This is a genomic window from Devosia insulae DS-56 (genome assembly GCF_000970465.2).
Lineage (GTDB): Bacteria > Pseudomonadota > Alphaproteobacteria > Rhizobiales > Devosiaceae > Devosia_A > Devosia_A insulae.
This window is the reverse complement of the sequence record NZ_LAJE02000156.1, coordinates 1-25,438: the sequence shown is the minus strand read 5'-3', so window position 1 is coordinate 25,438 and position 25,438 is coordinate 1. Positions and strand designations below refer to the sequence as shown.

Annotated in this window: 22 protein-coding genes; 5 read left to right on the top strand and 17 right to left on the bottom strand. The window is 65.4% G+C overall.

What is annotated here, in order from left to right; all coding sequences use genetic code 11:
• A partial coding sequence (locus VW23_RS29325; RefSeq protein ID WP_210184495.1) for a hypothetical protein occupies window positions 1-261 on the top strand: 261 nt, incomplete at its 5' end.
• Entirely contained in the window at window positions 230-1,186 is a 957-nt protein-coding gene (locus VW23_RS09430; protein ID WP_210184494.1) for an amino acid ABC transporter substrate-binding protein, read from the top strand. The genes VW23_RS29325 and VW23_RS09430, both read left to right, overlap by 32 nt.
• Window positions 1,187-1,204: 18 nt before the next feature.
• On the opposite strand, the gene VW23_RS09425 is transcribed toward VW23_RS09430, so the two are convergent.
• The 3 genes from VW23_RS09425 to VW23_RS09415 all read right to left on the bottom strand — a co-directional run bounded on the left by VW23_RS09425 (window position 1,205) and on the right by VW23_RS09415 (window position 4,510).
• Window positions 1,205-1,915, bottom strand: coding sequence for an alanyl-tRNA editing protein (locus tag VW23_RS09425; protein ID WP_069909325.1), 711 nt, complete (start codon window positions 1,913-1,915; stop codon window positions 1,205-1,207).
• Window positions 1,912-2,964, bottom strand: a complete 1,053-nt coding sequence (locus VW23_RS09420; RefSeq protein ID WP_069909324.1) for a cysteine synthase A — start codon at window positions 2,962-2,964, stop codon at window positions 1,912-1,914. The genes VW23_RS09425 and VW23_RS09420 overlap by 4 nt, the downstream gene beginning before the upstream one ends.
• A 166-nt stretch (window positions 2,965-3,130) precedes the next feature.
• Window positions 3,131-4,510: a cryptochrome/photolyase family protein gene (locus VW23_RS09415; protein ID WP_069909323.1), complete on the bottom strand. Its 1,380-nt coding sequence runs from the start codon at window positions 4,508-4,510 to the stop codon at window positions 3,131-3,133.
• A 217-nt stretch (window positions 4,511-4,727) separates the two neighbouring features.
• Between VW23_RS09415 and cysD the strand changes: the two genes are divergently transcribed.
• From cysD to VW23_RS09400, 3 genes are all read left to right on the top strand, one after another.
• The gene (gene cysD, locus VW23_RS09410) at window positions 4,728-5,645 is read left to right on the top strand and encodes a sulfate adenylyltransferase subunit CysD (protein WP_069909322.1); all 918 of its coding nucleotides are present in this window, start codon (window positions 4,728-4,730) and stop codon (window positions 5,643-5,645) included.
• Window positions 5,645-7,561: a sulfate adenylyltransferase subunit CysN gene (cysN, locus tag VW23_RS09405; protein WP_069909321.1), complete on the top strand. Its 1,917-nt coding sequence runs from the start codon at window positions 5,645-5,647 to the stop codon at window positions 7,559-7,561. Before cysD ends, cysN begins: the two co-directional genes overlap by 1 nt.
• Window positions 7,562-7,798: 237 nt before the next feature.
• Complete coding sequence (locus VW23_RS09400; RefSeq protein ID WP_069909320.1) at window positions 7,799-9,328, top strand: peptidoglycan-binding protein; 1,530 nt, start codon at window positions 7,799-7,801, stop codon at window positions 9,326-9,328.
• 4 nt (window positions 9,329-9,332) lie between these two features.
• Here VW23_RS09400 and VW23_RS09395 read toward each other — a convergent pair whose 3' ends face one another.
• The 14 genes from VW23_RS09395 to VW23_RS09330 form a co-directional block, all read right to left on the bottom strand.
• Window positions 9,333-9,665 (bottom strand): hypothetical protein, encoded by a 333-nt coding sequence (locus VW23_RS09395; RefSeq protein ID WP_069909319.1) that lies wholly within the window; start codon window positions 9,663-9,665, stop codon window positions 9,333-9,335.
• 217 nt (window positions 9,666-9,882) lie between these two features.
• Window positions 9,883-10,689: an outer membrane protein gene (locus tag VW23_RS09390; protein WP_069909318.1), complete on the bottom strand. Its 807-nt coding sequence runs from the start codon at window positions 10,687-10,689 to the stop codon at window positions 9,883-9,885.
• Between the two features lie 336 nt (window positions 10,690-11,025).
• A complete protein-coding gene (locus VW23_RS09385; RefSeq protein ID WP_141728286.1) occupies window positions 11,026-11,334 on the bottom strand; it encodes a hypothetical protein in 309 nt (102 codons plus the stop codon).
• Between the two features lie 159 nt (window positions 11,335-11,493).
• Window positions 11,494-12,543, bottom strand: a complete 1,050-nt coding sequence (locus VW23_RS09380; RefSeq protein WP_069909316.1) for an alginate lyase family protein — start codon at window positions 12,541-12,543, stop codon at window positions 11,494-11,496.
• A 1-nt stretch (window position 12,544) separates the two neighbouring features.
• On the bottom strand, window positions 12,545-15,274 hold the full coding sequence (locus VW23_RS09375; protein WP_069909315.1) for a tetratricopeptide repeat protein: 2,730 nt from the start codon (window positions 15,272-15,274) through the stop codon (window positions 12,545-12,547).
• A gap of 76 nt (window positions 15,275-15,350) precedes the next feature.
• The gene (locus tag VW23_RS09370) at window positions 15,351-15,989 is read right to left on the bottom strand and encodes an alginate O-acetyltransferase AlgF (protein ID WP_069909314.1); all 639 of its coding nucleotides are present in this window, start codon (window positions 15,987-15,989) and stop codon (window positions 15,351-15,353) included.
• 11 nt (window positions 15,990-16,000) lie between these two features.
• Window positions 16,001-17,326, bottom strand: a complete 1,326-nt coding sequence (locus VW23_RS09365; RefSeq protein ID WP_069909313.1) for an alginate O-acetyltransferase AlgX-related protein — start codon at window positions 17,324-17,326, stop codon at window positions 16,001-16,003.
• Window positions 17,323-18,111 carry a hypothetical protein gene (locus tag VW23_RS09360; protein WP_141728285.1) on the bottom strand — a complete coding sequence of 263 codons (789 nt, stop codon included), beginning with the start codon at window positions 18,109-18,111 and terminating at the stop codon, window positions 17,323-17,325. The genes VW23_RS09365 and VW23_RS09360 overlap by 4 nt, the downstream gene beginning before the upstream one ends.
• Window positions 18,108-19,226 carry an alginate O-acetyltransferase AlgX-related protein gene (locus tag VW23_RS09355; protein WP_069909311.1) on the bottom strand — a complete coding sequence of 373 codons (1,119 nt, stop codon included), beginning with the start codon at window positions 19,224-19,226 and terminating at the stop codon, window positions 18,108-18,110. Before VW23_RS09355 ends, VW23_RS09360 begins: the two co-directional genes overlap by 4 nt.
• Window positions 19,227-19,234: 8 nt before the next feature.
• Complete coding sequence (locus tag VW23_RS09350) at window positions 19,235-20,665, bottom strand: MBOAT family O-acyltransferase (protein WP_069909310.1); 1,431 nt, start codon at window positions 20,663-20,665, stop codon at window positions 19,235-19,237.
• A complete protein-coding gene (locus VW23_RS09345) occupies window positions 20,665-22,185 on the bottom strand; it encodes a right-handed parallel beta-helix repeat-containing protein (RefSeq protein ID WP_084645837.1) in 1,521 nt (506 codons plus the stop codon). Before VW23_RS09345 ends, VW23_RS09350 begins: the two co-directional genes overlap by 1 nt.
• On the bottom strand, window positions 22,178-23,614 hold the full coding sequence (locus tag VW23_RS09340; RefSeq protein WP_084645835.1) for a mannose-1-phosphate guanylyltransferase/mannose-6-phosphate isomerase: 1,437 nt from the start codon (window positions 23,612-23,614) through the stop codon (window positions 22,178-22,180). The genes VW23_RS09345 and VW23_RS09340 overlap by 8 nt, the downstream gene beginning before the upstream one ends.
• A 1-nt stretch (window position 23,615) precedes the next feature.
• A complete protein-coding gene (locus VW23_RS09335; RefSeq protein ID WP_141728284.1) occupies window positions 23,616-24,659 on the bottom strand; it encodes a hypothetical protein in 1,044 nt (347 codons plus the stop codon).
• Between the two features lie 94 nt (window positions 24,660-24,753).
• Window positions 24,754-25,438, bottom strand: a 685-nt coding sequence (locus VW23_RS09330) for a glycosyltransferase (RefSeq protein WP_141728283.1), incomplete at its 5' end; no start/stop codon positions are given.

Sequence of the window (25,438 nt, the reverse complement as noted above, 5' to 3'; positions counted from 1 at the left end):
CTTCACGCGCAGGGCTATCGCATGTCGCAGGCGGTCGCCCTGCGTGCGCTGGGCCACAAAGCCGCCTTGACCCGGTCACCCCCGATCGGGATATTGCGCGCCGAGGGCGAGTTGGAGCAGCGTTTAGACCATGACGGTTCAGGCCGTTTGGCGTGGCCTCGTCCGCGTCATTCTTGTTATCGCGACACTGAGCCCGTCCTGGGCCTCGGCACAGCCCGCGGCGCCCGCTATGGCCGGTCCGACACTGCAGGCGATCCGTGACCGCGGCCACCTGATCTGCGCCACCGCCGACCCGTTGCCAGGCTTTGCTCAGCCCGGCGCCGATGGCCGCTGGACCGGCTTCGATGTCGATTTCTGCCGCGCCGTGGCGGTTGCGGTGTTCAACGACGCCAGCAAGATGGAATTCGTGCCGCTCTCGGGCGATAGCCGCTTCGCCCAGCTGCAGACCGGCAGCATCGATCTGATCGCCCGCAACGCCCCCTGGACCATGCGCCGCGACACCGGCTATGGCGCCAGCTATGTCGCCACCTCGTTCTACGACGGGCAGGCAATCATGGTGCCGCAGTCGCTCGGCGTCGTCTCGGCCTACGAGCTCGACGATGTCCGCGTCTGCATCGTCGATGCCCCCGAAGGGCTCGCCAACCTGCGTGAGTTCTTCTTCGGCACCCAGGCGACCTACACCGAGGTGCTGTACGAGGACCGTGAAGATCTGACCGTCGCCTACCGCGAAGGGCGCTGCAACGCTGTCTCTGCCTCCGCCAGCTTCCTCAACGCCATGCGCCGCAGCCTGCCGGAACCGGCGACCCACCGCATCCTGCCCGAGCGCATCTCCAAGGATGCCTTCGGTCCGGTGGTCCGCTCCGGCGATGACCAGTGGTTCGACATCGTCGAGTGGACCCTCTATGCGCTGATCGATGCCGAGGAGGCCGGGGTCACCTCACTCAATATCGGCTCGCTCGCCGCGGCCAAGACCCACCGCATCCGCCGCCTGCTCGGCCTCGAAGGCACGTTCGGTCCCAGCATCGGGCTCGACTCGATGTTCATCGCCAATGTCATCAGAGCGGTCGGCAATTACGGCGAGATCTTCGAGCGCAACTTCGGCCCCGCCACCGGCGCCGCCGTGGTTCGCGGCCAGAACGCGCTCTGGATCAACGGCGGCCTGATCTGGGCTCCACCAATCGAATGAGGGGCGCCGGGCGCGCCTCTACCCGAAAACCACCGACACCCGGCGGTTGATCGCGCCCTTCTTCTCGATCTTGCCGAGCCGCAGCAGGCCGATCTCGCTGGTGTTCTTGACGTGCGTGCCGCCGCAGGGCTGCAGGTCGACATCGCCGATCCGCACCAGCCGCACGCGGCCCTGGCCCATCGGCGGCTTGACGTTCATCGATTTGATCAGCCCGGGATTGGCCTCGAGCTCGGCGTCGCTGATCCACTCCGCCGAGACCGGCAGCGCCGCCTCGACCAGGTCATTGAGCCTCCGCTCGACCTCGGCCGCCTCGGGGACATCCGGCAGGTTGAAATCCACCCGCCCCTTGTCCTCGCCCACCGCAGCACCGGTGATCGGGTAGGGGAGGACCACGGTCACGAGGTGCAGCGCCGTATGCATGCGCATCAGCTTGTGCCGGCGCTCCCAGTCGAGGTGCGCGATCACCTCATCGCCCACCGCCAGCGTCGGCTGGCCCTCGGCCGGCAGGTGCACGATTACCGTCTTGTCGCCATCGGGGTGGATGGTGCCACTGAGGCTGACGAAGCTGCCATCGGCCCGCTCCAGCCGGCCGGTATCGCCGGGCTGGCCGCCCGATGTCGCATAAAAGATCGTCCGGTCCAGCACGATCCCGCCCTCGGGCGTAATCGCCGTGACCAGCGTCGGCAGCGAGCGGACATAGCTGTCCTCGCGAAAGATGAATTCAGTCACGCAACCGGCTCCGCCTCAACGACTGACTGCCAGTCTATGGGCGTCCTCGCTTCAAGCCAATGCGGCACCGGCAGGTTCTTCGAGCGCAGGAATTCTGGGTTGAACAGCTTGCTCTGATAGCGATTGCCGTAGTCGGCAAGGATGGTGACGATGGTCTTGCCCGGCCCGAGGTCGCGCGCCAGCCGTACCGCCCCCGCAATGTTGATGCCCGACGAGCCACCGAGGCAGAGCCCCTCGTGCTCGAGCAGGTCGAACACATAGGGCAGGGCCTCGCTGTCGGGGATCTGGTAGGCGCGATCCACCACGATATCTTTGAGGTTCGCCGTGATGCGCCCCTGGCCGATGCCCTCGGTGATCGAGTTGCCAGAACTCTTGAGCTCGCCGGTGGTGTAGTAGCTGTAAAGCGCTGCGCCCTCGGGGTCGGCTAGGGCGATCTGGACGTTCGGGTTCTTCGCCTTCAGCGCCATCGAAATGCCGCCCAGCGTGCCGCCCGAGCCGACTGCCGAAACGAAGCCGTCGATCTTGCCGCCGGTCTGCTCCCAGATCTCCGGACCGGTGGTTTCGATATGCGCCTGCCGGTTCGCGACATTGTCGAACTGGTTGGCCCAGATCGCGCCGCCCGGGAGTTCCTTGGCCAGCTTCTCGGCCAGCCGGCCGCTCAGCTTCACGTAGTTGTTCGGGTTCTTGTAGGGTTTGGCGGGGACCTGGATCAGTTCGGCGCCGAGCAGCGTCAGTGCGTCCTTCTTCTCCTGGCTCTGCGTCTCGGGAATCACGATCACCGATTTGTAGCCCAGCGCATTGGCCACCATCGAAAGCCCGATGCCGGTATTGCCGGCGGTGCCTTCGACGATTGTCCCACCCGGCCGCAGCAGCCCGCGCTTCTCGGCGTCGCGGATGATGAACAGCGCGGCGCGATCCTTCACCGATTGCCCCGGGTTCAGGAACTCCGCCTTGCCCCAGATTTCCGAACCCGTCGCGTCGGAGACGCGATTGAGCCGGATCAGGGGCGTGTTGCCGATGGCGGAAATAACGTCGCGGTGGTTGGTCATGGGGCCGGAAGGTGGGCTGTGAAGGTTGGCCTGAACCTAGGCGGCAGCCTCTCCACTGCCAAGGCTTAAGCTGCGGAATGGTATGGGATTTTCCGGCCCGCTTGAGAAAGGGCAGGATTTCGCGCGGTCATCGGGATTGTCGGAATTTCGGACCTTGCCTCAGGCGCTACAACGCCTTGAACGCCTCCAGCGCCCGCTCGCGCGAAACTTTGAGGTCGACGATCGGCGCGGGGTAGTCGAGCGCCGCGGCATCCGGTGCCTCCCACGGCTGGTGCACCAGCTTGTCCGGCAACCCTGCCACTTCCGGTACCCAGCGCCGCACATAGTCGCCGGCCGGGTCGAACCGCTCGCCCTGTGTCACCGGGTTGAAGATCCGGAAATACGGCGAAGCATCGAGCCCGCTGCCCGCCACCCATTGCCAGTTGCCGGGGTTGTTCGCCGCATCGGCGTCGACCAGCGTGTCCCAGAACCACTGCTCGCCCTTCCGCCAATCGATCAGCAGGTTCTTGGCGAGGAGCGACGCGGTGAGCATCCGCACGCGGTTGTGCATCACCCCGGTCTCCCACATCTCGCGCATCCCCGCATCGATGATCGGAATGCCGGTTCGCCCACGCTGCCAGGCTTCGAACGCCGCATCGGCATGCCGCCATTTGAGCCCTCCATACTTCGCGACCATCGGCACGGTGGCGATGTCATCGCGGTGATAGAGCTGGTTGTAGTTGAAGTCCCGCCAGCCCAGCTCCGACAGGAACTTGTCGATCGCCGAGGCCTTCGCCGGCGCATGCTGCGCCATCGCCTGCGCGGCGTGCCACACCTGTCGTGGACTGATCTCGCCGAACGCCAGGTGCGGCGACAGCCCGGATGTCGCCGCCTTCCTGGGGATGTCGCGATCCCCGGGGTAGTCGAGCACCAGTTCGTCGAGAAACCGATCGAGCCGCTCGCGCGCTGCCGCCTCGCCGATCTGCCAGTGCCTGCCGAGCTTCCGGCCCCAGTCTGCCTCGCGATAGTCGCTGTCGACGCGCTGCGGCCGGATCGTTTCGCCGTGGCGCGGCCGAGGCAGCGGCTTCGCGATGTCCTGCTTTTTCAGCGCATTCCAGAACGGCGTGTAAACCGAGTAGGGCTTGCCGGTGCCGGTTGCCATTTCGAACGGCTCGACCAGCACATTGGCGGCAAAGCTCTCGGTCGCTATGCCTTCGCGCTTCAGCCGCGCCTTGATGGCGGCATCGATTTCGCGCTCCGCCCGTCCATAGCGCCGGTTCCAGTACACCGCGTCGGAGCCATGCGCGGCGATCGCCTTGAACAGTTCTGTCTGGGCCTCACCCTCGACGGTGTCGAGTGCCACGCCAAGCTGCGCCAGCTCTTCCGCCAGCCGGTTGAGGCTGTGATGCAGCCACCAGCGGCTCGCTGCGCCGCGCCGCCGCAGCCTGCCGTCGGTCGCCTCGATGTGGACGGCGCGCGCCATGCCGTGCTTCAACGCCGCTGATAACGCCGGGTTGTCGGCGATCCGCAGGTCGTTTCTGAGCCAGACCAGCGTCGTTCCAGTCATGGAATAGATTTTCCTTTGCTTGGTATCCCCGACGCAGCCGTTCTTGTCATGACGATCATCCGACAAGCTCCACCTTTACAACGCCTGATATGCGCAAATAGGCGGAATAGTTGACTTTTTTGGTAGTCTAGTGGCGCTTGCCGCCCTCCTGTTGAGCGCGTATTTCACTGCCGTTGCAACATGGTTCCCCAGCGCCCAACATGGTTCTTCAGTGCAAATGAGTTCCGTCGGCCCGCGTGGCCTCAGCCACCTGAAGTCCCTCGAGTCCGAAAGCATCGAAATCTTCCGCGAAGTCGCGGCAAGCTTCGAGCGGCCGGTGATGATGTATTCCATCGGCAAGGATTCGTCCGTGCTGCTGCATCTGGCGCGGAAGGCCTTCTTCCCCAGCCGCATTCCGTTTCCGGTCCTCCACATCGATACCAGGTGGAAGTTCCGCGAGATGATCGAGTTCCGCGACCGCATGGCGCGCCAGCACGATCTCGACCTGATCGTACACACCAATCCCGATGGGCTGGCAGCCGGCATCAACCCGTTCGATCACGGCTCGGCCGTGCATACCGACATCATGAAGACCCAGGCGCTGCGCCAGGCCCTCAATGCCGGCCAGTATGACGCCGCCATCGGCGGCGCCCGCCGCGACGAGGAGAAGTCACGCGCCAAGGAGCGCATCTTCTCGCATCGCAACGCCCAGCACGCCTGGGATCCGAAGAACCAGCGGCCCGAGCTGTGGCGCATCTTCAACACGCGGCTGGCGCCCGGCGAGAGCATGCGGGTGTTCCCGATCTCGAACTGGACCGAACTCGATGTGTGGACCTACATCTACGCCGAGGGCATCGAGATCCCCGACCTCTACTTCGCCCGCCGCCGCCCGGTGGTGGAGCGCTCCGGCACCCTCATCATGGTCGACGACGACCGCTTCCGCTTCAACCCCGGCGAAACGCCGCGCGAGGAGATGATCCGCTTCCGCACCCTCGGCTGCTATCCGCTGAGCGGCGGAATTCGCTCCGACGCTGCCGATCTGCCGTCGATCATCATGGAAATGCAGGCCTCCCGCACCTCGGAGCGCGAAGGGCGCCTCATCGACTCCGACAGTGTCGGCTCGATGGAGAAGAAGAAGCAGGAAGGGTACTTCTGATGGCCAGCGTACCCATGACTGCCTCGTCCGCCGAAACCGCCCTCGAACTCTGGCTCGCCGAGCAGACCGACAAGAGCCTGCTGCGCTTCCTCACCTGCGGCTCGGTTGACGACGGCAAGTCGACGCTGATCGGCCGGCTGCTCTACGATAGCCAGCTGATCCTCGACGATCAGTTGGCCAGCCTCCGCAAGGAGAGCCGTAACCGCACCACTGGCGACGAAGGCATCGACTTCTCGCTGCTGGTCGATGGGCTCACCGCCGAGCGCGAGCAGGGCATCACCATCGACGTCGCCTACCGGTTCTTCTCGACCGACAAGCGCAAGTTCATCGTCGCCGATACGCCCGGCCACGAGCAGTACACCCGCAACATGGCAACCGGCGCCTCGAACGCCGATCTCGGCATCGTGCTGATCGACGCCCGCAAGGGTGTGCTGACGCAGACCCGCCGCCACAGCTTTATCCTGAGCCTGATCGGCGTGAAGCACGTCGTGCTGGCGGTCAACAAGATCGACCTCGTCGGCCATGACGCCGATGTGTTCAACGCCATCGAAGCGGAATACCGGGAGTTCGCGAGGGAACTTGGTTTCGAGACCCTTGTCGCCATCCCGCTTTCGGCGCTGAAGGGCGACAACATCCTCACCCCCAGCCCGCAGACCCCCTGGTACAACGGCCCGCAACTGGTGCCGTACCTCGAGAGCATCGAGGTCGCGACCGACCGCGTCGAGCAGCCGTTCCGCTTCCCGGTGCAGTGGGTGAACCGCCCGAACCTCGATTTCCGCGGCTTCTCCGGCACTCTGGCCTCCGGCGAAGTGAAGGTCGGCGACGACATCCTGGTCGCGGCTTCCCGTAAGCCCGCGAAGATCAGCCGTATCGTCACCATGGACGGCGACCAGCAGCACGCCATCGCTGGTGAGGCGGTGACCCTGGTGCTCGATCGCGAGGTCGATATCTCGCGCGGCGACGTGCTGGTGCACCCAGGCCAGACGCCGGATTACTCCAACCAGTTCCAGGCCCGCATGGTCTGGATGAGCGACGAGCAGGCCATCCCCGGCCGTTCCTACCTGCTCAAGCTTGGCGCCCAGCAGGTGCCGGCCTCGATCACCGCGCTGAAGTTCAGAACCAACGTCAACACGCTCGAGCAATCGGCTGCAACGACTCTGGAATTGAACGAAGTCGGCACCGTCACCATCGCCACCGACAAGCCGATCGCCTTCGACAGCTATGGCGACAACCCGCTGACGGGCAGCTTCATCCTGATCGACCGCATCAGCAACGCTACGCTCGGCGCCGGAGTGATCGAGTACGGCCTGCAGCGCGCCAAGAACCTGAGCTATCAGTCGTTCGACGTAAACCGCCGGGTCCGCGCCGAGATGAAGGGCCAGACGCCGCAGATCGTCTGGTTCACCGGTCTCTCGGGCTCCGGCAAATCGACGGTCGCCAACCTCATCGAAAAGCGCCTCACCTCCGAAGGCCGCCACGCCTACATCCTTGACGGTGACAATGTCCGCCACGGCCTCAACAAGGACCTCGGCTTCACCGACGAGGCCCGCGTCGAGAACATCCGGCGGGTCGCCGAAGTGGCGCGGCTGATGGCCGATGCCGGGCTGATCGTCATCGTCTCGTTCATTTCGCCGTTCCGCAACGAGCGCCGGCTGGCCCGCGAAGTGGCCGGCGACGTGAAGTTCACCGAAGTGTTCGTCAACACTCCGCTCGAAGTGTGCGAAGCCCGCGATCCCAAGGGCCTCTACGCCAAGGCGCGCCGCGGCGAGATCAACAATTTCACCGGCATTTCAAGCCCCTACGAGACGCCGGAAAAGCCCGACATCGTACTGCACGGCGCGCTGCAGGACCCGGTACAGATGGCCGACGACCTCTACGCCCGCGTCTTCGAGTGGGACACCGGGTACTCGATCTAGTCGATTATTTGTCGGCACGCTCTCGCCACACACTCGGTGTCACCCCCGCGACAGCGGGGGCCTCCGTTTTCGGTGCCTTCCGCAAACTCCCCAAACAGAGTTTCCCGCTTTCGCGGGAATGACCCGGTGGGGAGGTGAGATTGGGCGGGGCGACTTAGCTGTGAACACCTCGCCATCGGCTGGCGCCGCCCTCCGATCGATGCGACAATGCCGGTCGGGTTGATTGGCTAGTATCTCATGCGCAACGCGTTCCGGCTCCTGTTGTGGCTGCTGCTCCTGTGGGCATCGACCGCTGCCGCGTACGCGTCGTTCGACGATTCGAAGCTGTGGTTCGAACGCCTGAGCGATGACGAGCGCTCCGCCACCCAGACCGACCTGATCCTGCTCGGGCACTACCAGTATCTGGTCGACGGTCAGTTCGGCCGCGGGACCTTCGAGGCCATCGCCGCGTTTCAGAAGAGCCAGGGCCGGGCGGGCACTGGGGTGCTCACCGATTTCGAGCGCCGCTCGCTGCGCGATCAGGCCGGGCAGGTCGACAGCAGGCTCGGCATCGAGCTGGTCAGCGACACGCCGGCGCATGTCGCCATGATGATCCCACTGCGGCTGCTGTCGATCCGCAACCCGACCGATGCCGGCACCTCCTATGTCAGCGAGGACGGCGAGTTCTCGCTCGAAACGATGCATGTCTCGCTCGCCGACCAGTCGTTCGAGGCGCTGTTAGATGTGATGACCAGCCCCGATCCGGAGCGCACCGTCACCTATCGCAGTTTTGGGGCAGGGCGCTTCGTCGTCTCCGGGCAGATCGGCGACTATTCGTTCTACACCATGTTCGTCAGCGCCGCTGGTGAGGCCGTCGGCTACTCGCTGGCCTGGGGCAAGGACTACGCCCATGAGGGCGCCGTGACGTCAGTCTATATCGCCTCGCACTTCACTCCGCTCGGCAACCTGCCGCCGCCCGACGAGCTGAAAAAGGCCGAAGGCACCGGTGGTGCGCCACCACGCGGCGCCTTCGTCCTGCCCGAAGATCAGCCGGAGCTGATCCTCCTCAACGCCGATATCACCGACCAGACGTCGGCCGAGTTCGACCGGGCTCTGGCCGCCCGCCCGAACGTTCGCGTCGTGGCGCTCAACAGCCCGGGCGGCTCGGTCGATTCAGCGCTGAAGATGGCCGACGAAATCCACAAGCGCCGGCTGACCACCTTCGTGCCGCGCGACATGGGGTGCTACTCCGCCTGTGCCTACATCTTCTTTGCCGGCATCGATCGGCAGGCCGAAGGCGAGCTCGGCGTCCACCAGATCTCGGCCGAGGTGGCCGACCTGGTGCTGGCGCAGACCACGCTAGGCGATGTGCTCGATGCGCTCGAGGAGTTTGGCGTCCATCAGCAGGTGATTTCGCACATGCTGCGCACGCCACCCGACGACATGTACGTGTTCAGCCCTGCCGAGCTCAGCGAGTTTGGCATCCTGAGCGGCGACCCGCTGAGCATCACGGTCGCGCTCGAGCAGCCGGCCGATCCCGCCACGGGGGGCGGGGCGGCAATCGTCTACCTCTCCAGCCAGTCGAACGCAGCCGAGGCCGAGCGCTCGCGCAGCTATATTGAAGGCCGCTGGAGCACCCTGTTCGGCGAGACCAGGCCCGAGGTGGAGAGCGCTGGCGACATCTTCCGCGTGCAGCTCCCGGCCCCCTCGCTCGAACGCGCCAACGCGATCTGCGCCGCCATCAAGGCTGATGGCGGCGGCTGCTACGTGACCGCCGCGGGAAGCTGAGCGGCTAGTTCACTTGCTCGCAGGAAGGCGGATACTCGGATTCCGTCAGCAAGGAGTACGTCGGGTATTCGCAGGTTGGCTTGCGGATGTGGCCGCCGCCACTGCCGGTCGGGAAGATCGACCGCGTTTCGAGGGCGGTACCGCCGCAAGGCGGCTGCTCTGCCTCGAAGGCAGCGAGATCTGTCAACAGCAGGGTCTTGCAGTGGATGTACTCCTCGATATGGGCTCTCTGCTTGTCGGAAAGACCAGCGGCAGTCGCTGTCGAAGAGTATGAGAGCGTCGCAAGCAAGCCGAACGCGCAGGCGCCGGCAAGCTGTAGAAGATCGCGTTTACGCATGACCAACTCCAAATCAAATGCGGGCGCCAGGCGCCCGATTTGTGCTGATCCGCCGCAAAACGGGTAAGTTAACAAAGCACTAAGCCGGGATGTCTGCAAGCGCCAGACGATCAACTGTTAGCGTTGGGGTTAATACGGAGACAGAAAAGCCCCCCGGCCGGATGAACCGAGGGGCAGGTAGCTCGCGTCTGTCTGGAGCGGTTTTCCTGAAAGCGCTCTAGAACTGGAAGTTGAGCCCGGCGCGCACGACATGGAACGCCACGTCGCTGTCGGCGGAGAAGTTGAAGCCGTCGCCGAAATCGGCATCGACGATCTGTTCGCTGCCGAGGTCGGTGTAGAGATACTCTGTCTTGAAGGTGATGGTGTCGGTCAGCGCGTACTCGATGCCGGCGCCGATAGTCCAGCCGAAGCGGTCATTGGTGATCGACTCGTCGATCACCGTCTGCCCCACGATGGTGCCGTTGATCGACGATGTCGTCTGGGCCCAGGCGAGGCCGCCGGTGGCGTAGACCACGAAGCGATCGTTTACCCAGCCGATGCGCGGCCGCAGCGTGGCGAACCAGTCGAGGCGGGTGCCGAGGTCGAAGTCGGCGGATTCGCCGGGCGGCAGGAACTCGCCGGTTTCGTCGGTGATGTTGAGCGATACGCGGCCATCGATCGAAGAGCCCTGAATGTCGGCCTCGATACCAAGCAGGACGTTCTGGTTCCACTGCCAGTTGTAGCCGGCCTGCACGCCGCCGACGAAGCCGCCGGCCGTCACGTCAGCAGAACCGGTGGCAAAGATGATCTCACCGGGGCCCGGAGGAACCAGGGCCGCCCCGACTTCTCCCTCGGGCTCTGGCCCGATGAGCTGGAACGGGTGCTTGAATACCCCGCCGCCATAGCCGGCGTTGATGCCGGCATAGAACCCGTTCCAGTCGTAGAGCGGGGTAGAATAGATCGGCTCGATGATTGGGAGATCGGCCGCAACCGCGCCAGTGGCAAAAACGCAGGTCGCACCGAGAGCTAAAAGTCTCGTCCGCATAGTCAACCCTCCAATAATAGAGCGAGAAGACGCCCCATGCATCGAAGAGTTTAGGCGGACTCGTCCCCCGAGTCCTTAACAAGTCGGTAAATGCTGGGTGTTGTTGCATTTTCGACAAACAACCGACAATTGTGCGAAACGGCACGAAGTGGCGATATGTTGTTGTCGATTCAGCGAGAATCGAGCGCCAGCGCTAGCAAGTGTGCGGTTTCGAACGGTGTGAACTTGCAATAACTTGCGCCTGGCAGCGGTCGCTGCCAAACTTATGACGCATTTTGGGCCGTGCACGAGCCCGCGGCGCGATTACGCTGCGCGAAGTTATCGCGGTGCAGTGACTTAGCGCTCGTCGTCTGCCGTGACTGGCTTCTGTTCGAACGCAACGGGGGAGGTCTCGACATTGTTGTCGATGCCCCAATCCAGCGTTTCGAGTCTTAACGTCTCGAACAGCACATCGGTGCTGACCTTGCGGCCACCGAGCTTGGCGAGGACGGATGAAAAACGCGCACCCAGATCGGCGGGTGCATCAACACCAGTTGCAGAGACCACGGCCACACTTTCTGAAAGGGAGCGGCGAAGTCGGACGAGCCCCCGACTGTTCGGGCGCGGGCCTACTGCAGAATCTTTTAAGGAACGCTTCTTGGACAAAGTACAATTTCGCTTTCATTCGGAAAGCGCGCTGTGGGCCAAGCAACAGAGCTTAAGCGCAGTTTTCTACCGCGCTCTAACGGTACCTACCTGAACCCGCGATGAAAAGCGCCGCCCGCCTCATATTGGGCAGGCGGCGCCGTCATTCGGGCGGAAGGGTTAACTAGTTGATGCCGGAAGCTTCGCAACCCAATCGCCCAGCCGGGTCAGGTTGCCGCCGAGCTTGGCATGCGCCAGCGGGCGCAGGGTCTCGACGAATGCATCGGTCGCCGGATCCGGGGCGTGGCGGAGCAGCGGCTCCACCCAGGCCAGCATGAACGGCTCCAGTGCCTGCTTGCCGGTCTGGAAGGTCTGCTCCTTGCCGTTGATCTTCTCGACGATGGACGGATCCTCGATCGCTCTCAGGCTGAACGCGGCGATGCTGCTGAGCTTACCGTCGCAGGCCGCATAACCATCATAGTCGGTGGCCTTCAGCAGGTCGGCGGTGACGATCAGCGGCGCCGTGGCGTGGAGCTGGTAGTTCAGCGCCTTGTCGGCCCGGTTCATCTCCAGCGGCAGGCTGCCATCGGGCGAGGCCTGGCAGGTGACGAGTTCGAAGCTGCCTTTGGCCCAGTCCAGCATTGCCGTGTCGCCGTTCAGCCGCCCGATGGCCGCGGCGGCAAGCCCGGCCCAGGCGCGCAGGTTCGCCCGCTTGGCGTTCTTCGGAGCATCATTGTCGAAGAACTGCTCCATCGCAGTGCCCACATCGGTGAGCCAGGCGACCACCCGCTGGCGTTTGGCCGGATCGAGCGGCCCGGCAGTCTCCGCTTGCAGCAGCGCGATAGCCAGCCCGGCATAGCGGGCCGGGATCGCCAGCTTGACGTTCAGCGTCTCGAGCTCGGTGAGCGCTCCGGCCGCCGCCCATTGGTCGAGCCAGTCGAGCACACATGCGCCGCGGGCGGTGTCACCGTCCATCAGGGCGGTGTTGGCCATCTTCATCAGCTCGCCGATGAACTTCTCCACCGGCTGCAGAGCCCGATCGACTTCGGCATTGGACACCTCGTCGATATCCGAGCGGGTTTTGCTGTCATCGGTGTAGCGGCTGCCGAAATTGAGCGCCACCACCGGGGCGGGGACCACCGGGCAGGCGAATGGCTTGTCCTCGGCGTGCGGGGCCGAAGTTCCGAGCGCCAGCGTCATCGCCGCGATCAGGGGAAGAACAATCCGCATCTCAGTTCTCCACTGCCATCGACGCCAGCAACCGCTGCGCCTCGGGATTGCCGAGCCCGGCCGCATCCTTCAGCAGCACGGTGGCCTCTTGGATCGACGGCGCGATGCCGATGCCCATGGCGTAGGCCTTGGCGAGTTCGACCATGGCGATGGCGTCCCCGCCTTCGGCCGCACGCTTCAGCCACGAACTGGCATCCCTGGCTTCGGCGACCGTGGTGCCGGTCGAACGCAGGTAGAGCGCCAGCTCGCGCATCGCCACCGCATCGCCGGAGGCCGCGGCTGCCGCATAGCGGGCCGACCAGTCGACCGTCTCCATCACCGCCGTCTGGATCGCCGGCGGCGCCTTCAGCACCTTCTCGCGGATCTTGCCGAGATCGGCCACCTGAGCGCTGTCGATCATCCGCTTGAACATCGCCACTGCCTTGGTCGGGGCATAGTCCTCGCTGTCCGGGTCGGCATAGATCTTCACCAGCCGGCTCACCGCGGCGTCGTCGCCCAGCGCTACCGCCTGGTCGAATAGCTCGATGGCGGTTTTGGCCCGCTCCTCGCCGCCCATCGCCATGTAGCGATCGGCAATGGCGGTGTGGCGCCAGCCATCCTCGCCGGCGAGCCGCAGGCTGACCTGCAGCCAGTGCTCGGTCTCGCTGTCATCCTCTGTGGCAACGAAGGCGCCCGCCAGTTTGATGGTGTTTTCGAATGTGCAATCGACCACGCTGGCGGCGCGATAGAGATAGTCGTGCCGCTGCGCCTCGTCCTTGGTGTTGGAGGCCGCGAAGATCAGTGCGTCGGCGTCACCGCGCTGCTCGATCGCCTGTTGGTACTGCGACAGGAGCTCGGTATCCGAGAAGCCCTCGGCCTGCATGATCGGCAGCAGGCGGAGAATCGCTTCGCCCGAGCCCTGCTGGGCTGCTTCGGTCAGGTAGCCGATGGCTTCGCTCCGCTTTTCGGCGTCGCTCGGGAAGTAGTCGAGCAGCACCGAGCCGAGGTCCACCGACGCACGCGGCAAGCCGTCGGCGCGCGCCTGCTTCAGGGCCGCGATGGATTCTTCGATCACTTCGGGCGTCGGCGAGATGGTCAGCCGTTGCCGTGCCAGCGCGTCGATGGTCGCCGGCACCGGGTCGATGCGCGATTGCCAGAACGCCAGCATTTCCGGGCTGGCGCCATTCCGGTTCAGGTAGTCGACGTAATAGGCCACCGAGTTCGGCCGCCCGTAGAGCGCGTGGGTCTGGAGCTTGGCCAGCGCCAATGGGTCGGCCTTGGGGTCGAGCGCGCCGATATCGTCAGAGTCCATGAACTCGGTCGAGTTGCCCGCCGCGTCCTCGGTCCGTTGCCAGAAGCTCGCGAGCCGCAGGTCGGCGCCCTTCGGCGCGCGGCAGAGATAGGCCTGCCGCAGGTCGGTCATGGGGTCGATCTTGCCCGCGTTGGTGACCGCAAAGCTGAGCAGCTCAGTCGCCCGTTCGAACACTCCCGGTTCGTCCCGGTGCCGCAACAGGATGAAGGCCAGCTCCTGCGCCGAATCCGCATCCTCCAGCGCCACGCCTTTTTCGAGCAGCGCCTTGGCCTCGGCTTCGCCGGCCCAGCGACCCTTGTCCGCCAGCACCAGCTTTGCCAGCTTCGAGAACGCCCAGCCCGGTGGCTGCGACATGCCCACCAGTTCGGTGAGCCGCGCTTCGTAGGCCTGCTTCTTCTCGGGGATCATCTGCTCTTCCTCGAGCAGTGTCGCCAGCCGGAACAGCGCGTTGCGGCTGCCCAGCCCCGAGGCCTCGGCATAGAGCGCCTCGGCCTTGTTCTTGTCCTCCGGCACCAGCGCGCCGGCCTCGTAGAGCTTGCCCAGTTCGACCTGCGCTGCGGCGACGCCACGGTCGGAGGCGAGGTTGAGATACTTCAGCAGGCTGTCATTGTTCTTGACGATCAGCTCGCTCTCGAGGTGCAGCTGCGCCACCTTCCAGGCCGCGCCGGCATCACCGAGATCGGCCGCCAGCCGCAACCACTGCTCGGCGATATTGTGGTCCTGCTTGACCACGAGGCCCTTGGAATACTCGCGGGCGATGCGGCCGATACGGTCGCAGATTTCGGGATCGAGCTTCCCCACCAGGGCGCCGAACGCCATGGTCACGGCGAGCTTGGGATCGAGCTCCCAGCCCGGCACCTGTTCGCCGCCGATATTCATCGAGGCGAGGCGGAGCAGGGCGTCGGCATTGCCGCCCATGGCGGCGCGGGTCAGGTAGCCGAGCCCCTTCTCCCGGTCCTTTTTCACCACCAGCCCGTCGAGATAGAGCGTCGACAGCAGGTTGAGCGCCTTGGGGGCGAGGCCGCCCGCATTGGCTTCGAGGCCGTCGATGACGCCGGTCTCACGCAGCTGCGGTACCTTGCCGGCCTTGAGGTAGAGGTTGATCCGGTCGATCGCCGTATCCGGCACCTTGGGCGCCGGCATCTTGCTGACGATCATCAGCATCTTGTCGACCAGCTCGAAATTGCCGGTCGGGTTGAGGTCGCGCAGCCGCCGTGCGTCGCGCAGCACCAGTTCGGGGTCGCCTTCAGGCACCGATGCCCCATCCCACGCCTGCCAGCGGGCCACCACGTCGGGGTCGGCCTTCTTGGCAACACAGACCTCCTGCGCCGGGATTTCCGGCGGCAGGAAGGTGACTTCGACAGGCGCCGCCACGGCGGCGGATACGAGACCCGAACCGAACAGCAGGGCGGCGGCGAGGCGGGGGACGAATGAGGGCATCGGAGCCTCCGGTTGGCTTTCCGGAAAGCCGCAGGCTTTCCGGTTCAAGCGCGGGACTAAGTCAAAGACCAGACGATTACTGCGCGCGGAAGAAGGCGTTCTCGACGGCGGCGGCGGTATAGGTGCCGTTCGAGCCGGTGAAGATGATCGACACACCGCCGCGACGCTTGAGGTCGAGCGCGGCCACGGTCGCCACCGGCTTGCCGTCGGCCTGCACCTCGAAATCGAGCGTCAGCGGGGCCTTCAGCGCCACCGACTTGCCGGTGTCGCCGGCAATACCTTCGAGGGCCTTGGTCTTTGCGGCCGGCACGAACAGGTCGACGCTGGCGAGGTCGGAGAGGTTGTAGAAGTAGACCGTCGCCTTGCTGGGGTCGGAGGCCGGATCGTCCTGCAGCACCAACGGCTCGCCTTCGACGCTCCAGGCATAGGTGTAATAGGCGCCCGGTGACGTGGTGATCGAGCCCGACACATCGCCGGCCGAGACCGGAATGTCGCCCGGCTGGACGTTCACATAGGCCGAGAGCCCCTCGGTGATGTCGTCGACCGTGGTGCCGTTCACCACCGCCACAGCGGCGCCGGGCACCAGGACCCGCACGAAGGCCGAGTTCGGATCGACCGGCGCATCGTAGAGGCCATCATCCTGGGCCATGGCGAAAGGCGTGGCGCTGAGCAGCATCAGGCTGGCCAGGGCGATAAGTTTCGTTGAGCGCTTCATCTTGGCTCTCCTTAGGTGTTGCAGAGGGAAATCGTCGCCTTCTCCTCGGAGAGGCGATCGAACTGGATCGAGACTTTCGACAGCTCCAGGCTGTCGAGCGACTCGAGCGGGATGAAGAAGCGGCCGGTGCCGCGGAAGCGGTCGCCGCGATGCACTTCGCGGGTGAAGGTCCGCCCGTCGGTGCTCTCGAAGTTGAGCACCACGTCACGGCTGCCGTTGTCGCCGGCATCAGCGAGCAGCACCTGGTTCGGGGTGATCGGCGTGCCGGTCAGGTCGGCCTGGTACAGCCCCTTGGCCTTGTCGATATCAGGGGTGTTGCCGACCGGCTGGCAGTCATTGCGCGCCGCCGCGATCAGCTCGGTCAAGGAGCCGGTGCCGAACTGCGCCAGGTTGTTGTAGATCGGGTTCTCCCAGACGAGGAATTTCGGCCGGTCGGCCTGGAACTCGCGCGAAGTGAGATACGAGGTGATGGCACCGAACTGGTTGCCGCCGGTGATCGCCATATTGGCGACTGGCAGGCTGGCATATTGCGCGAGGAAGCCCGAGAAATTCGGCACCAGGGCGTCCGAGAAGCTGGTGCCGACCAGCGCGATCTCGTCATTGGCGGCGCCTTCGGTCTCGCCGCCGCTATCGCCGAAAATGTCGAGGCTGGCATCGGCGCTGGCGACTTCCACCGTCTCGTAGGAGGTGCTGATCACCGGCGGCAGGCTAAGCACGCAATAGGCCTGCAGGGTGCGGCGCATGCCCGATACGGCAAGCTCGGCGCCGGTCGCCTTGGTCTCGTAGTTGACCGGCGTGACATCGGCGTAGCCCGGCAACTGCTTGATCATCCCGCCGATCGTCTGCGCCGCCGTTTCGGCGCCGCGCGACGTCCAGTGGAAGTCGGAGCGGAAGAACGGCGGATCGCCGCCATTGGTGGTCCGCAGCGCCGACAGCAGGTCGACTGCGATCACCCCTTTGGCGTTGAGCCGCGCCACCTGGTCCTCGTAGACGGCAACCGCCACGTCTTCATCGAAACCGAAGAGCTTGGCTTCGTCGGGCAGGAAGGTCGGCAGTGTCACGCTCTTGGTGGGGATCGGCACATAGAGCATCGTCGTGCCGTGCGTCTTCAGCGCCTCGGCGAGCTTGCCCATCTGCGCCACCGTATCCTCGGTGAAGGGGTGCTGCATGCGCAGGTCCGCAAAGATACGGAAGAAGAACCCGTCACGCCCCTCCACCGAAGGCAGAGTCGGGTTGTCTTCCAGGTGTTTGCAGCCAAAGGCCGAGTTGGCGGCCAGCGCCGGGCTGGCCGAAAGCGCGGCGGCGAGGACCGCACCGAGCAGCAGGTTTTTGTTCATAGGGGCGTCTCCGTGGAGGCGGTGAGTTGTGGTTCGAGCGTGCGGAGCAGGTTCTCCGCCATCGTCCGGATGTTGAGCGTGTCGGAGGCGGCAGCGACCTTGAGATAGCCTTTGGCCTCCTCGATCCTGGCTGCGTCCGGCGTGCCCGAGAGCAGGGCGAAGGCGAGGTCGAGCGCCGCCTTGGCGTCGCCCCCCTTGGCCGAGGCGACCAGCAGCTCGTCGGCACGCGCCGGATCGAGCCCGAACGGCTTGCCGGCGCGGTACATGGCGATCAGCCCATCGCGCGCCGCCGCATCACCGTCGGCGGCCAGCTTCTCGAGCAGCTCCTGCGACGAGGCGAGATTCTTCGGCTGGTCGAGGAAGACATCGGCATTGAGCAGCCGGATCAGCGGCCGGACCGCTGAGGTACGGCCATTCTCGGCAGCGCGCCGGTAGTAGCGGGCCGCGGCGTCGAGCGTCGCCGGATCGTTCTCGGCCTCGATGCGCTTGGCCAGATTGAGCTGCGCCAGGTTGTCGCCGGAATCCGCCAGCGTCTGCAGGTCCTTGTAGCTGACGTCCTTACCGGCAATCATCCGGTTACGGATCTGCTTCAATGGATCAACCGGCTTGGCGACGCGCTTGGTCCCCTGGCCGGGTTTGCAGGGCCCCGGCACCATTGGCCGCGCCCGCTCCGAGCTGCTCGACAGCGACTCCGGCACCCGCACCATGCAGGTGGCGGCGCTGGCTGGGGCCGCGACGGCGAAGCCCACCACCGCAAGGGCCATGAGGACCAGCGCGCGGATCATTCGGTCGCCGCCTTCGCCGGCTCGGCGTTCCATAGCTGGGTCTGGCCGAGGTAGCGGATCGGGAACTCCCAGATCACCACTTCGGGTGGCGTGTCGCGCAGCGTGGCGCTGTCGAGGAAGGCGCGCATCGGGGCGACTGGCCCCTTGCCCTCTTCGGCGAGGTTCAGCACGTCCGAGGCCAGCGAGACCTTGAGGCTTTCGCCAAAGCTCCACTGCGGATTAGCGCTGTAGCTGGTGCCGGTAAGGACGAAGGGAATAGAGGAGGGTCCGAAGATGTCGGTGCTCGAGGCTGCAGGGGGCGCAGACGCCTCGCGCGGCACGACAGTCTCCGGACCCAGACCGACGAGAGGTGCCAACCCGCCGGTAACGATGAATTTCGAGAGGTCGCCTTCACGCTCCACTGGAGCGGTGTCGGCGATGCTGTAGGGGGTGTCGCGCTTGCCGAGCGCCGCCCCCACGGCGTCCGCCACCACCTCGGCGCCGAGCGGCGTCCAGTGCGTGTCGGTGGTGAGGAACAGCTGGCCCTTGGCCTTGGCCTCGAGCAGCGGCGCGCGGGTTTCGATGTTGTTGATCCCGGCATTGTCGAGGACGGTGCGGAAGTCTTCGTAAAGCCGCTCGAGATCGGTGGGGATCGCCGGGTAGCTGACGTGCTCGCGGTAGATATCGGCCTTGGCCGGCAGCGGCACGACCACGAGCTCGATGCCCTTGGCGGCCAACTGGTCGCGAACCTCTGTCACTCCGGCTGCCGCCTCGCTCAGGTCGGGCGTCCGCTTCAGGGTGGCCTCGAACTCCTCCTTGGAGAACAGCCAGCCGTCTTCGCCCACCACCACGCCGGGACGCCCCTCGCGGAAGGCGAGGTAGCGCGCCGCGCCCATCGCATCGATCGAGGGCAGCCGGTGCGGCATGATCTTCTTGTAGTAGGTGTCGATCTGGGCGGCGGCCTCGCCGCTCAGGTAGGCCGAGGCGGTCTTGGGCATCTCGGCGATGTCGCGTCCGAGCCCGGTGACGAACTCATAATTGGCGACCACCGCATAGCCGAGGAACAGCACCGGCAGCGCAAAGGCGGGAGCAGCCGAGGCGAAGGTCTTTGCGGTGAGGTTGGATTCGATGGTCATTTCCGGCCTCAGAACTGGAAGTAGAGGAAGGGCGAGTAGGTCTGCTCGGCGAGCCGCATCAGGCAGAAGATGGCGAGCGCACTGAGGGCTCCGGCCTTGACCAGGCTGGTCGCAGCCGCAGAGGCGGTGCCGTCGGCGTTGACGGTGATCTGCGGTTCCCACAGGTGCCGCATCTTCGGTTCGGCAATGGTGATGGCAATCGCGATGGCGAGCATGGTCATCGCCTCGCGGCTCACCATCCAGGCCACTTCCGGGCGGATGCCGATGCCGTTGAAGCCGAACATGCCGGCATACATCTGGAACGCCTGGCCGACATCGGGGGCGCGGAACATCACCCAGCCGAGCACCACGGCGACGAAGCAGAGCGGCAGGCTCCACCAGTAGTTCTGCGCCGTCTTGTCGTAGCCGGTGAGCCGCTCGACGACGAGAATGCCGCCGTGCCAGACGCCCCACAGGATGAAGGTGAAGGCCGCGCCGTGCCACAGCCCGCCCAAGAGCATCACCAGGAACAGGTTGACGTAGGTGCGGACTGTGCCCTTACGGTTGCCGCCCAGCGAGATGTAGAGGTAGGTCCGGAGCCAGGTGCTGAGTGAGATGTGCCAGCGCCGCCAGAACTCGGTGATCGAGCGGCTGATATAGGGCATGTTGAAGTTCTCGGCGAAGCGGAAGCCGATCATCAGCGCCAGCCCGATCGCCATCGCCGAGTAGCCGGCGAAATCGAAATAGAGCTGCATCGAGTAGGCCAGCGCGCCCAGCCAGGATTCGACCACAGTGGGGTTCGGGGCCGAGAACATGGCGTCGGCGAGCGGCGCCACCGGGTCGGCGATCAGCACCTTCATGGAAAGGCCGATCAGGAAGCGCTGCCAGCCGGCGTTGAACAGCTCCCAGCTGTGCTCGCGGTGCTCGAACTGCGGCGCCAGATCCTTGTAGCGCAGGATCGGGCCAGCCACGAGCTGCGGGAACAGCGCGAGGAACGCCGCGAAATCGATGATGTTGCGCGAAACCTTGGCATCGCCGCGATAGACGTCGACCAGGTAGCTGATCGAGTGAAAGACGTAGAACGAGATGCCGATCGGCAGCAGCAGCTGCCAATGGATACCGAGCGCATCGGGCGTCGTCCCCCACAGCGAGGCGAAGCTGTCGACGAAGAAGTTGAGGTACTTGAACACCCCGAGGACGAGCAGATGCCCGGTGACGCCGATGGCGACGAACAGCTTGGCCTTCGGCGTCCCCTGATACTTCTCGACGAGGATCGAGAACACATAGGCCCACAGCGTATTGGCGCAGAGCAGCATCAGGAAGTCGAAGCGCCACCAGCCGTAGAACAGGTAGGATTCGATCAACAGCGTCAGGTTCCGCCACTTCGGCGGCGTCAGGTAATACGCAGCGAGGAAGATCGGCAGGAACAGGAACAGGAACGTCTCGGACGAAAAGACCATCAGGCATCCCCCTCGAAGGTACAGCTTGTGGGGCGCAGGGCGCCGGTGGGTGTGAGCTTGGCGCCGGACTTCAGCTGCAGGCCGTCGATGATCGTCGGCGTCGCGTCGGTGGCGCTGAGGTTGAAGAAGCGATCGGTGAACTGCACCAGTTCGCCATCGAGCAGGCGCGGCGCCTGGCCGGTGAAATCGTTCATGGCGAACTGGAGTCGCGCCGTGGTCGAGCCCTTGATGCCGACCCGGTTGCCGTCGAGCTCGTTCGAAGCGATCTCGATCACCCCGTAATCGGGCTGATGCGTCACGCTGATCCCCGCATTGCCGTTGTCGATCAGCCGGTTGGCGCTGACCTTGAGGCCGGCGCTGTCGCGTACTGCGATGCCGGACTGGGCGTTCTGCAGCAACAAGTTGTCGGTCACGTCGATGCAGTCGGCCGAGGCGACCGAGACGCCGGAGCGCTTGCTGCCGGCGATCAGGTTGCCATCGATCCGGAGGTTGGCGGCGCCGGCGTCGGCGAAGATGCCGTTGAGCCCGGCATCGATGACGATGTTGCCGGAGAGCTCGACGGACCTGGCGCCGCCGGTGACCTTGATGCCGTGGGCGGCCGAACCGGCGAGCACCACGTTGCCGCGAGCCGCGATATCTGTGCCGCCGCTCAGTAGCAGGGCAGGGCCGGAGGACGCGCCGAACACGTTGCCGTCGACAATGGCTGCTTCGGCGTCGACCAGCGCCAGCGAGCCGACGTTGTCGAAGCGGCTGTCGCGCACCAGCGAGGGCGAGGGCTTGGCGTAGAAACCGCCCTCGAGGATGGTGACGCCGGTGAGCGGCGGGAACAGCCCATAGCCGAGATCGGCAAATGTCATCCGCTCCAGCCGGGCGCTGCCCGACAGGGCCACCACGACGAACGGGTTGAAATCCTTGAGCCGCGGGTTCGCCTCGCCGGTCCCGGCGATCGCGGCGGCTTCGCCGACGAGGTTGCCGGAGGCGAGGAGGAACGCCCCGGTTGAGCGGTCGAGCAGCAGCGTCTCGCCCGGTTGCAGCGACAGCGTCGCGCCGTTCCACACCGCGATCGGCAGGTGTGCGACATAGCCCCTGTCGGTCTTGTCGAGCACGCCGGTGAGTTTGGCCGCGGTCACTGCGTCATAGAGCTGCGCGAGGCTGGTGACGCCGGTTTCGACCAGCAGCACTTCCGGCTTCGCCTGCGCCTGGCGCAGGGCCACGTGGTAGTTGGCGCCGGCCTGCAGCGCCAGCTGGCTCAGCACCAGGTCGATCGAGACGACGCTGACCTGCGCTCCACCGAGCGCCAGCCCCTTCATCGGCTTCGGCTCGGCGGCGGTATAGCTGAAACCGAGAGGCGCGGCCGCCGACTGGAGGTCGGTGGCCGGACGGCCGGCCTCGACCATCGCCGCGAGGGCGGCGACGGTCTTTTCATAGGCGAGGGTCCGCGCGTAGTCGGCTCCCGTGGCGGCCCAAGGGAGAGAGCATGCCGCGGCGGCAAAACCTGCGCAGACCCACGCCTTACGCATGTTCGCGGCTCCCGTCGGCCACCGCTGCCAGTTCCAGCAGCGGGGTGAGGTGCGTCAGGGGGCCGTCCACATGGCAGGCGACCTCGATGACCTGCATCGGGCCTGTACCGTCATTGATCACCTCGGCGGTCTGCTCCGGGCCAATCTCGAAAGTGGCGCCGGCGCGGATCTCGCGGCGGCGGCTGCCCATGTGCAGCATGCCGCCACCCGAGGCGACGACCATCAGCCGCCGGAACTCCGAGCCGCTTTCCACCGGCAGTGTCGCGCCGGGGTTCACCGTGAGGTGCCGCAGCATGTAGCCGGCGCCCGAGGCGAGCTTGCCCTGCTTGCCCCAGTCGGTGGCGCCGAACGAGTGATCCTCCGCCTCGCGGCGGCTCTGCGCCTTGAGTTGCTCGACCACTTTCTTGACGTCCTGCGATTGCTCGCGGGTGGTCACCAGCAAGGCGTCATGGGTGTCGACCACGACGAGGTTGTCGACCCCGACCACCGCGACCAGACGATCGGAACCACGGACATAGCTGCCGCGTGAGTTGACCATCATCACGTCGCCGCTGACGACGTTGTTGTCCTCGGACTTCTTGCCGATGGTGTGGAACGCCGCCCAGGCGCCCACGTCGTCCCATTCGACATCGGCCGGCGCCAGCGCCACGGTCTTCGATTTCTCGAACACCGCGCGCTCGGTCGGCAGGCTTTCGGCCGAACCGAAGCTCGCTTCCTCGAGCACCAGGGCGCCGTCTTCGCTGACCGCATTGGCAAGCGAAGCGCTGACCGCCCCGAAGGTCACCGGGTCGAAACGGCGATATTCCTCGATCACCGTATCGGCGCGCATCAGCGAAATGCCCGAAGCCCAGTAGGCAAGCCCGGTCTCGATCAGCGACTGCGCCGTCTGGGCGTTCGGTTTCTCGATGAACTTCTCGGCCCGATGCACGCCGCGATAGTTGGAGAACTCGCCGCCATCGATGATGTAGCCGTAGCCGGTCTCGTTGTAGCGCGGCTTGATGCCGAAGGTGACGATCAAGCCATCCGCCGCCGCCTTGTGCGACTCCCGGATGCGAGAGTTGAGGTCGCCCTCGATCACGTGGTCCGACGGGCAGATCAGCAGCACCGCATCGGGGTCGGTGCGGGCGATCAGCAGCGCCGCCGACAGCACCGCCGGCCCGGTATTGCGCGCCACCGGCTCGGCGATGATCCGCGCATTGCGCTGTACATCGCGAAGCTGGCGACGGACCGTACCCAGGTGTCCGCCGGCGACCGACACCACGGGGTCGTGGAACAGTTCGCCCCGGTGCCGCTGCACGGTGGTCTGGAAGAAGGTGATCGAGCCCTCATGGTCGATCGGCTGGAACTGTTTCGGTTGCTGGCTGCGGGACAACGGCCAAAGCCGCGTACCCACGCCTCCGCAAAGCACGACTGGATGGATGGCGTTCATGTTAGTGGCCCTCGTTCGCCGGTCCGTTGAAGGAGAAGAACCGCCCCACCGCCGCCAGCGGGTCGGATTTGATCAGCACGTCGACGGGCGAGCCCACTGTGCTCTGGTCGAGCTGGGCGGCCGGTACGAGCGTGACCGGAATAGCGGTGCCGTCAGTGGCGCTCCGCAGCAGTCCCGGCAGTTGCTTGGCATCGAGTGACGCGGTGGTTACCGCACCGCTAGGCATATGCACCTCGGCATGGGCGCCCGAGGCGAGTGCCCTGAGCCCGTTGCCATCGACCTTCGAAGAGATCACCACCGGTGCATCCTTGGGCGCGACGGTCATCACCGTGTCGCCGGCCAGCACCGTGGCGCCGCCCTCGGCTGCACCCGGCGCCACCACGCAGTCGCATGGCATGGAGACGGCAAGCACTTCGCCCGAGGTGGTGCGGATGGCGAAGGCGATCTCGCCCTTGGTCGCCGCCGGATTGACGAAATCGAGCTGGCCCGGGCTGATGGCCCTTAGATCCATGCCGTCGAGCGTAATGGTCGAGAGCCCGGTGACCGGCAAGACGAACAGCCGCTCGTAAAGCTTCACCCCGACGAAGCCGACCAGCAGCAGACCGAGGCCGGCAAAGGCGCCCCAGCGGATGCCGGTCATGATGCCCTGCGAAGCGGAGCGTTGTGCCTTGGGCAGTTCGGACTTCACCTTCTCGGGCTTGTCAGCGGTGCGGATCAGCCCGTCGACGCCGATCAAGTCGCCACCAACCACCGAGTTGAGGATGTAGCGCAGCTGCGGCAGGTGCGGCCCGGTCGGCTCGAGGAAGCGGAGCGTCACCGTACCGGCTTCCGGCGCGCCGGCGCCGATCGCCGCATCCACCGGCAGGCTGATGGCGTAACCGGGGAAGTTGAACACCAGCGTCACCAGCTGCACGCGACCATGCAGTTGCGGGTCGATCAGCCCGGTGGCTTCCGCCCCGACGATGCTGAGCGCGTGGCCCTGGAACGAGCGGCCGTTGATGATGACATTGAACGGCAGCCGGATGACCGGGTGTTCGCCGTGCACGGCGGGTTCCGCCGCCAACGGGGCAGGCGAGGCGCTTCTGCTGGCTTTTGGTTTGTCGAGTTCTGCATGCGCTTCGGTCATTGCTACTGAGCCCTCAGTTGGCATGGATCGGGAAGGGGCTGAGGAGCCCCGTGACGAAGATCACTCCGGCGACGAGCAGGCCCAGGGCGAGCACGTGCATGTAGCTGGAGCTGATGGAGCGGACCCGCCCTTCGGAGCCGCCGCTGTTGCTGACGCTGGTCGCCGACTGGCGGGTCCAGCGCTGGCGGTCGAGGCGGAACATGACCGAGGTCTTGATCGCGGCGCCGAACAGCTGGCCGAAATAGAGCAGGAACGGGTAGCTGATCGGGAATGGCCCGCCGAAGCTGGCGAGCAGCCAGCAATAGGCGTAGCGGGTCGCCATCACCCAGGCGATGTAGGCGACCGCGATCAGCGGATCGACAAACACCGAGAACAATACGATGCCGACCGGCGCGGTCAGCGTCGTCCACATCGAGATGCGCTGGTCGAGGATCGACCACCAGGCGAACGGCCCGATTTTGGTCGGCGACAGCGCCAAGGCGCGGCCATTGGTGCGCAGCATATTGCCGAACCAGCGGCGCATAAGCGTGATGGCGCTCTCGACGAAGCCGGGCTTGGGCTGGGTCTCCATCGAGACGCAGGCCACATCCGGCAGATAGGCCATCTCGTAGCCGTTCTTGAGCAGCCAGAACCAGGTCGACTTGTCGTCGCCGGTGAGGAACTTCACCCGGCCCAGCCGCCAGTGGTCGATATAGTCC